Source organism: Collinsella sp. CLA-JM-H32B (assembly GCF_040098065.1).
In the GTDB taxonomy this organism is placed as follows: Bacteria; Actinomycetota; Coriobacteriia; order Coriobacteriales; family Coriobacteriaceae; genus Collinsella.
The window spans coordinates 74,506-81,313 of the sequence record NZ_JBBNNA010000009.1; the positions used below are offsets into that span (position 1 = coordinate 74,506).

Here is a 6,808-nt window from a genome sequence, read left to right on the forward strand (position 1 = left end):
TTTGATCTAAACAGGTTGGTCTGAGGCGGCTGGTCGGCCCGCGTGCTGCGGGCTAGTTAGATCGCGAACTCAAACTATGCTGCGCTTCGAAGTCCTTCATGTACGTGGCCAGCGCCTGTACGTCCTCCATGGTGACGGCGTTGTACACGCTGGCGCGCATGCCGCCGACGAGGCGATGGCCCTTGACGTTTTGGATCTGGTGCTCTGCCGCGCCCGCGACAAAGGCGGCGTCGAGCTCGGCATCGCCGGTACGGAACGTGACGTTGGCGATGGAGCGACTGTCTGTCTGCGCGGTACCGTGGAATAGTTTGCTGTTCTCGAGCAGGTCGTAGAGCAGGTTGGCCTTGGCCCAGTTGCGCTCGGCCATGGCGGCAAGTCCGCCGGTCTGCTCAACCCAACGGAACACCTTGCCGCATACGTAGATGCCAAAGGTGTTGGGCGTGTTGAGCATGGAGCCCTTGGCGGCCTGGGTCTTAAGGTCCATGTACTGCGGCGTCTGCGCAAAGGCGGGGCCTTCGGCGATCAGGTCGTCGCGCACGATAACCACGGTGACGCCCGCGGCGCCGGCGTTTTTCTGAGCGCCGGCGTAAATGAGCCCGTAGCGCTCAACGTCGAGCGGCTGCGACAAAAAGCAGCTCGAGACATCGGCGACCAGCGGCACGTCGCCGCAATCGGGCAGCTCGTGGAACATGGTGCCAAAGATGGTGTTGTTCTGGCAGATGTAGACGTAGTCGAGCCCGTCGCCCGCGGCCTCGGCGGCAATGCGCGCGTTGATGTCAGCTATGTCGGGGATGCGGTCGAAGTTGGTGTCCTCGGAGCTCGCGAGCAGCACGGCCTCGCCGTACTTGGCGGCCTCTTTGTACGCCTTGTTGGCAAAGTTGCCGGTCACGACGTAGCCGGCGCGGCCGCGGCGCATGAGGTTCATGGGGATGCCCGCAAACTGCAGCGTGGCGCCGCCCTGCAAAAACAGGACGCGGTAGTTGTCGGGGATGCTCAGCAGACGGCGCAGGGTTGCCTCGGTGTCGTCGAAGATCTGCTGGTACATGCTAGATCGATGGCTCATCTCGAGCACGGACATGCCGCAACCGCGGTAGTCCATCATCTCGTCGGCGATCTCGGCGAGCACGCTTGTAGGCAGTGCGGCCGGGCCAGCTGAGAAGTTGTGCACACGTGCCATCTTCTAGTTCCCCCTCGTAGTCGTTTGGACGTTCGGGATACTTTAGCACAGTGGAGCGCAGGGCGCGACCGTATCACGGTAAAACTCGACTGCGCCGCTATGATTTATAGGATGGTTACATGGGGGAGGGCGGTCGTTAGGTCTATATCACCGGGATATACCGTGACAAATACTCCTTGAGCGCCGTATTGCACGCATAGAGATACGTTCCCAACATGCCGCGCGTCATGAGAACGTAGTAGGCGTTGACGATAATCTTTCGTAGGTCGTCGTCGCTTGCCTTTTTCTTTGCGACGGTATCTTTGAAGTTTGCCTTGTTAACGCAGACGCCCCCTTTGTCGGTGTCGTAGTAAATGTCTGGCCCCAGAATTACGAAGCCGTAGTTGAGGTCGTAGCCCTGTACCGTGTGGATGCATCCGACCTCGTTGACGGCGTTGGGGGAGTTAACCCAATCCTTTTGACTCGAGTTCCAACGTTTAGGGACGCCCTCAATGACGATGTCGAACGCATCTTTGTGTTTCTTCGTTTCCCACTTCCACGCAAAACCTGCCGTCATGCGGGATAGACCAACTTCCTCTTCCTTGGCTTGCTGCAGGGAACAGAAATCCTCAAATTGGTCGACGATTCCAAACTGGTATCTGGGGGTATCGCTGTCCGGATCCCCGGCTCGCGAATCGTAAGGCTCCGATGAAAAGAGTTCTTCGAATTTCATGCCGGCATGCATGTACGCCTTGTTGTCGAGTAGATCATATACAAAGTCGAGATACTCATCGCCGCCGCGTACTCGCATTTGCGTGCTCAAGTTGAATTCTTCGGTTTCAATTTTCGCTTCTTCGAGTTGGTTAAGTCGCCGCTCAAGACCGTCTCGATTGAGGCCGGATGCCCTGACTTGCTGCTTGGGGTCATAAAACAGATATGCCTTGTCGCAGCATTTGAATATCCAGTCAACTTGGTTGCTCGTATGCGGAAGGTCGAGACGATCACAGGTGCTATAGAAGGCCTTGATGCCGGAGCCCATGCTTAGATAATTACCCAGTCGATGTGCTTCATCGACAAGTAGGATGTCATAACGATCATTTTTGGTTACGTCACTGGGGCTCAAGATATCGCCAGGCTTTAACCCTGGAAGGAAGTGCGTGAGTTTCCTGAGGGTCTTCTTCAGGGAATCCATGGGGGTGACAAAACCGACTCGCAGGCCGGAAAGGTTGGGCTCATTTTTTATTTTGAACATGAGACTGATGGCGAGGATTGTTTTACCTGTTCCCGGCGCGCCATTCACGACGGTTATACGTTCTCTTTTTGAGCCGCCATGTTTTACGTCTTCATGCTCCTGTTCGAGACGTTTGAAAATCGTCTCGATCGTTTCGTATTGGTCGGGCGTAAGCGTCTTGAAAGGCGAGAACTTGAACAGATCGGAGTTCTCGAGCTCTTCAATCGGATGAATCGCGTATTTTTCTTCGCGAAGCTTTGTCCAGAGGTCTCGGAACCTCTGGCGATACTGAGGCCGCTCAAAATAATCGAATTGGGCATAGCCGTTGTTGGCATTGGTGACCTGGTATTTTTCGTCGGCACAGAACAGCTCAATAAGTCGATTCTCGAACTCGAACGTTGCGGATTGGTTGAAGGTGGGATTGTCGATCAGAAGGGTCCGGTCGAAGTCCTTGTCCACGTTTGCAGCGTGTTGTTTCATACGGCGCTGGTAATTGGTTGTTTGGCCGATGTATGCCGTCTTGTTTTTGCTGTTGGTAAGAATGTAAAGGACGGGCCAGCTCTCGTCATGATGGGTCCCGGGCTTTGGCGTGCCAAAGTCCTGAAGCGATTCGCTTGTCTCAAAGGGCTGGGGTAGGGGAAGCGTGCATTGCCGAAGGGCGAACTCATTACTCATGATGGTCCGCCTTTCTGTATTCGTTAGATGATGCATCGACGGGGTAGCGCTCGCCATTGCGCTTGAGCTTGGACGAAAGCGCCGCTGGCAGGTCGATTTCATTTAAATCTGCGAAACGCAGAAGGAAAAGGAGTGTGTCGGCGACTTCGTCTTCGATAGCTTGGCGTTGCTCGGTGTCTTCGAACATTTCTGCAATGCGCTCGTCGCTCACAAAACGAAAGAGCTGAAGGAGCTCGGAGGACTCAGTTGCCATGCCTATGGCAAGCTCTTTTGGCGTGTGATATTTGCGCCAGTCGCGTGCATCACAAAAGTCCCTGACATGTTCCGTCATGGCATCGAGCTTATCCATCGTCCGCAACCTCCCTGATGTTCATTGTTTTATTATGGCCGTATCTGGGATTTATTGCACATCATTTGGGGTGTGCGGTTTGTTCGGTCGCGATTGCCTGGTAGGAGGTTTCACCATGAAGATCGAAGTTGACGTAGATCAGCTGCGCGAGAGCCTGCTCGACCGCGCGGGGTCTGCGGCGGGCGTGGGCTTTCCGGCCGCCATGCTCGACGTGATGGATATCGAGGACGAGTCGCCCCAAGAGCTCCTAGCCCGAGCCGAACGCGAAGGCCTCGACCTCCGTGCCTTCGCCACAGGCGATGATACGGACGACGGCTGGTAGCCATAGCCACCCCTCAACCCCATCCCCTCAATAACTTGCGGTGAAATAGGGACTGTTTAGGCTGCTAGAAGGCCTATTCAGTCCCTATTTCACCGCAAGTTATGGGTGGGGATGGCTACGACGCTAGCGTGGCGATGACGGCTTCGTCGCCGGCGTATATGAGGGTATTGCCGTCGGGGATGATGGTTTGGCCGTCGCGTTTGAGCATCACCACGATAAAGGGGTGCTTGCCTTGCGGCACATCGCGAAGACGCTGGCCGGCCAGGCGACCGTGGGGCGTCACGGTGACCTCGCGCAGCGTAACCTCGGCACGTTCTTCAAACGTCGGCGCTGCCATGACCAGAAGGTCGCCTTCCTCAATTACAGTATCGCCGTTGGGCAGCACCGGGTGCGCGCCATCGCGCAGCACCAGGACCACGAGCATGTCTGTGGCGCTGCCAATATCGGCGAGCGAGCGACCGGCAAACGGATGTCCAGCGCCTACCTTGAGCTTGACGAACGACATGCCGTCCTCGTCGCGGTAGTCGTTAAAAGTGCGGCGCACATCGCCTTCCGCATCGATCATATCGAGCTTCTTGGCCACCGCCGGCAGCAGCGAGCCCTGCACCACAATGCTCGACACGGCAATCACAAACACCAGGTCAAACAGGTCGTGACCGCCGGGAACACCGGCTACCACGGCAAAGAGGCTAAACACGACCGAAGCGGCGCCGCGCAAACCCGCCCAGCTTACGAGCGCGATCTGGCGAGGGTTCGTCCTAAACGGCGCCAGCAGCATGCCTACGGCGATGGGGCGGCTCACAAAGAACATAAATGCCATGAGTGCCAGGCCCGGTAGCAGCATTTGCGGCAGGCGTGCGGGTGTGACGAGCAGGCCCAGCAAAAAGAAGATGGTCATCTCGGCCATCTCGGTGAGAGTGTCAAAGAAGTGCGCCATCTCGACCTTGCCGGTGATGTCACTGGCACCCAGCACAATGCCGGCCAGGTATACAGCCAAAAAGCCGTTGCCGCCCAGATAGCTTGGTAGCGCGTATGCGACGATCGCCACGGCGAACAAAAAGATGGTCTGCGCGCCCTCGGCCGTTGCGTGCGCGCGTTCAATCAGGCGGCCCGCCGCCCAGCCGATGGCAAGGCCCAGGCCCGCGCCCAGGATAATCTGCTTGGCCAGCAGTGCGGGAATGTTGATGTCGCCGCCGGCCGCGAGTGTGGCGAGCACGGCGGTGAGCATGTAGGCGACGGGGTCGTTGGAGCCCGATTCGACCTCGAGCAGCGAGTCGGTGCCGCCCCTCAGTGAAAGGCTGTGCTCGCGCAGCACGCTAAAGACGCTGGCCGCATCGGTCGACGCCACGACCGATCCCAGCAGCAGGCCGCCGATCCAGTCGAAGCCCAGCACAAAGTGGGCGAACACGCCGGTGATGCCTGCGGTGATGACGACGCCGAGCGTGCTCAGCAACACCGCGGGCGCGGCGACGGGCTTGGCGCGGTCGATGTTGGTGTTAAAGCCGCCGTAGAACATGATGAACAACAGCGCCGTGCTGCAGACGGTTTCGGTGAGCGCATAGTCGCTAAAGTCGATATGCGCCGGGCCGTTGACGCCCAACAGCATGCCGAGCGCGATAAAGATGAGCAGGGTGGGGAAGGGGAGCTTTTTGCCGACGGGTTTGATGGTCAGGCACAGAATAATGACGAGGCCGATAAAGAGAAGAATCTGGTTCATAGGGAGTGTCCGCTCCTGGGTGGTTGGCGTGGCACGGTCAGTTGTCTGCGGTTATTTGTACCCAAAGATGGTGGGTTTATGGGGTTGGATTGCGGGCATGCGCGATATCGTCATAGACGGCTGCCGTCTTTGCCTCTGCTCGGAAACCCTTTCCAGCTTTATTGCAACGGAGTACAATGGGTAACGTTTAAGTTCAACTTGAAGTTTTAGTTGCGGCGCCGGGCTTCGGCCGCAATGCAAGGAGAGGCGTACCATGGCGATCTATGTGACATCTGATGCTCACGGGCACGTGCGTGCGCTTGACGAGGCCCTGTCTAAGATCTCGTTGACGTCCGACGACACGCTTTACGTGCTGGGCGACATGATCGATCGCGGGCCCGATCCGGTCGGCGTTATTAAGCTCGTGCGCTCGCTGCCCAACACCCGCGTGCTCAAGGGCAATCACGAGCAGATCATGCTCGATGCCATCATTGGCCAAGATCCGCTTGATGCCGAGACCTGGGATATCAACGGTGGCTGGACGACGCGCGAGCAGCTCAACGACATGGAATTTGAGGCATACGAGGAGCTCGTGCGGTGGATGGCCGCGCTGCCGCTCTACGCGGTGGTCGAGACTGCCGAGCGGCCGTACCTGCTGGTGCACGCCGGCATTCAGACCGAGGCGGCGCGTGCGTTTTTGCTTGAGCATGGTGTCGATTGCGGCGACGGCAGGGGAGCGGTCGATGCCGATCGCGAGCTGCTGCAGCAAATGCTCGCCGTACAGTCGTCCGATGACTTGCTCTGGATTCGCCATGGCTATTGGGATGTGCCGACCGGGCTGCTTTCTGCCGAGGGCAAGGGCCCGGTCGTGGTGAGCGGCCACACGCCCACGGTATCGCTTGGGCGCTATTGCGAGGTCGGTGGTCTTGCGGGGCTCGATGAGGAATCGGGACGAGGGCAGATCGTGCGCTTGGGCGGCGAGGACACTGCCGGCGTGCCCGATCGCATCGATATCGATTGCGCCGCCGCCACCGGCTCCGAGTTCGGTCGCGTGGGCATCCTGCGGCTCGATGATGGGGCGGAGTTCTACGCGAATATCAACCCGGGCGAATAATCGGTGCAAGGGGTAGCTAATTTTGGACGGGGCCTTTTTTGACTACTTTTGCCCTTCTGCCCGCAAATTGATTTTTCAGGGACGGGGATTAAATAAGGCTCTGTTAGACCAGGATTGACATGCCGGCCTGCCGGCTATCTCGCCGTCTCCCCGTCGGGCGCCGGCGTCCTGACCCTCATCTCGAACGGCATCCCGCCCTCTCGGACGAGCGCCCTGAGGAACGCGTTGACGGCGGTGGACATGGACAGGCCGAGCTCGTCCAGGA

Annotated in this window: 7 protein-coding genes; 2 read left to right on the forward strand and 5 right to left on the reverse strand. The window is 58.3% G+C overall.

Annotation, left to right across the window (positions count from 1 at the left end; genetic code table 11):
- Positions 1–52: 52 nt before the first annotated feature.
- The 3 genes from serC to AAA138_RS06515 form a co-directional block, all read right to left on the reverse strand.
- Positions 53–1,177 carry a 3-phosphoserine/phosphohydroxythreonine transaminase gene (gene serC / locus AAA138_RS06505; RefSeq protein ID WP_349090077.1) on the reverse strand — a complete coding sequence of 375 codons (1,125 nt, stop codon included), beginning with the start codon at positions 1,175–1,177 and terminating at the stop codon, positions 53–55.
- A 142-nt stretch (positions 1,178–1,319) separates the two neighbouring features.
- Positions 1,320–3,062: a DNA/RNA helicase domain-containing protein gene (locus AAA138_RS06510; protein WP_349090078.1), complete on the reverse strand. Its 1,743-nt coding sequence runs from the start codon at positions 3,060–3,062 to the stop codon at positions 1,320–1,322.
- Positions 3,055–3,411 (reverse strand): nucleotide pyrophosphohydrolase, encoded by a 357-nt coding sequence (locus tag AAA138_RS06515; RefSeq protein ID WP_349090079.1) that lies wholly within the window; start codon positions 3,409–3,411, stop codon positions 3,055–3,057. The genes AAA138_RS06510 and AAA138_RS06515 overlap by 8 nt, the downstream gene beginning before the upstream one ends.
- A gap of 115 nt (positions 3,412–3,526) precedes the next feature.
- Between AAA138_RS06515 and AAA138_RS06520 the strand changes: the two genes are divergently transcribed.
- Positions 3,527–3,733: a hypothetical protein gene (locus AAA138_RS06520; protein WP_349090080.1), complete on the forward strand. Its 207-nt coding sequence runs from the start codon at positions 3,527–3,529 to the stop codon at positions 3,731–3,733.
- A 115-nt stretch (positions 3,734–3,848) separates the two neighbouring features.
- Here AAA138_RS06520 and AAA138_RS06525 read toward each other — a convergent pair whose 3' ends face one another.
- The gene (locus AAA138_RS06525; RefSeq protein WP_349090081.1) at positions 3,849–5,450 is read right to left on the reverse strand and encodes a potassium/proton antiporter; all 1,602 of its coding nucleotides are present in this window, start codon (positions 5,448–5,450) and stop codon (positions 3,849–3,851) included.
- 253 nt (positions 5,451–5,703) lie between these two features.
- Here AAA138_RS06525 and AAA138_RS06530 point away from each other — a divergent pair, with 253 nt between their 5' ends.
- The gene (locus tag AAA138_RS06530; protein ID WP_349090082.1) at positions 5,704–6,543 is read left to right on the forward strand and encodes a metallophosphoesterase family protein; all 840 of its coding nucleotides are present in this window, start codon (positions 5,704–5,706) and stop codon (positions 6,541–6,543) included.
- Positions 6,544–6,677: 134 nt separating this feature from the next.
- On the opposite strand, the gene AAA138_RS06535 is transcribed toward AAA138_RS06530, so the two are convergent.
- Positions 6,678–6,806, reverse strand: coding sequence for a type II toxin-antitoxin system RelB/DinJ family antitoxin (locus AAA138_RS06535; protein WP_349090085.1), 129 nt, complete (start codon positions 6,804–6,806; stop codon positions 6,678–6,680).
- Positions 6,807–6,808: the final 2 nt, after the last annotated feature.

Bases quoted from the DNA above. Each gene is read 5' to 3' on its own strand.
- AAA138_RS06520 (WP_349090080.1), top strand. From the start codon at position 3,527: ATGAAGATCGAAGTTGACGTAGATCAGCTGCGCGAGAGCCTGCTCGAC.
- AAA138_RS06525 (WP_349090081.1), bottom strand. From the start codon at position 5,450: ATGAACCAGATTCTTCTCTTTATCGGCCTCGTCATTATTCTGTGCCTG.
- AAA138_RS06510 (WP_349090078.1), bottom strand. From the start codon at position 3,062: ATGAGTAATGAGTTCGCCCTTCGGCAATGCACGCTTCCCCTACCCCAG.
- AAA138_RS06515 (WP_349090079.1), bottom strand. From the start codon at position 3,411: ATGGATAAGCTCGATGCCATGACGGAACATGTCAGGGACTTTTGTGAT.
- AAA138_RS06530 (WP_349090082.1), top strand. From the start codon at position 5,704: ATGGCGATCTATGTGACATCTGATGCTCACGGGCACGTGCGTGCGCTT.
- serC (WP_349090077.1), bottom strand. From the start codon at position 1,177: ATGGCACGTGTGCACAACTTCTCAGCTGGCCCGGCCGCACTGCCTACA.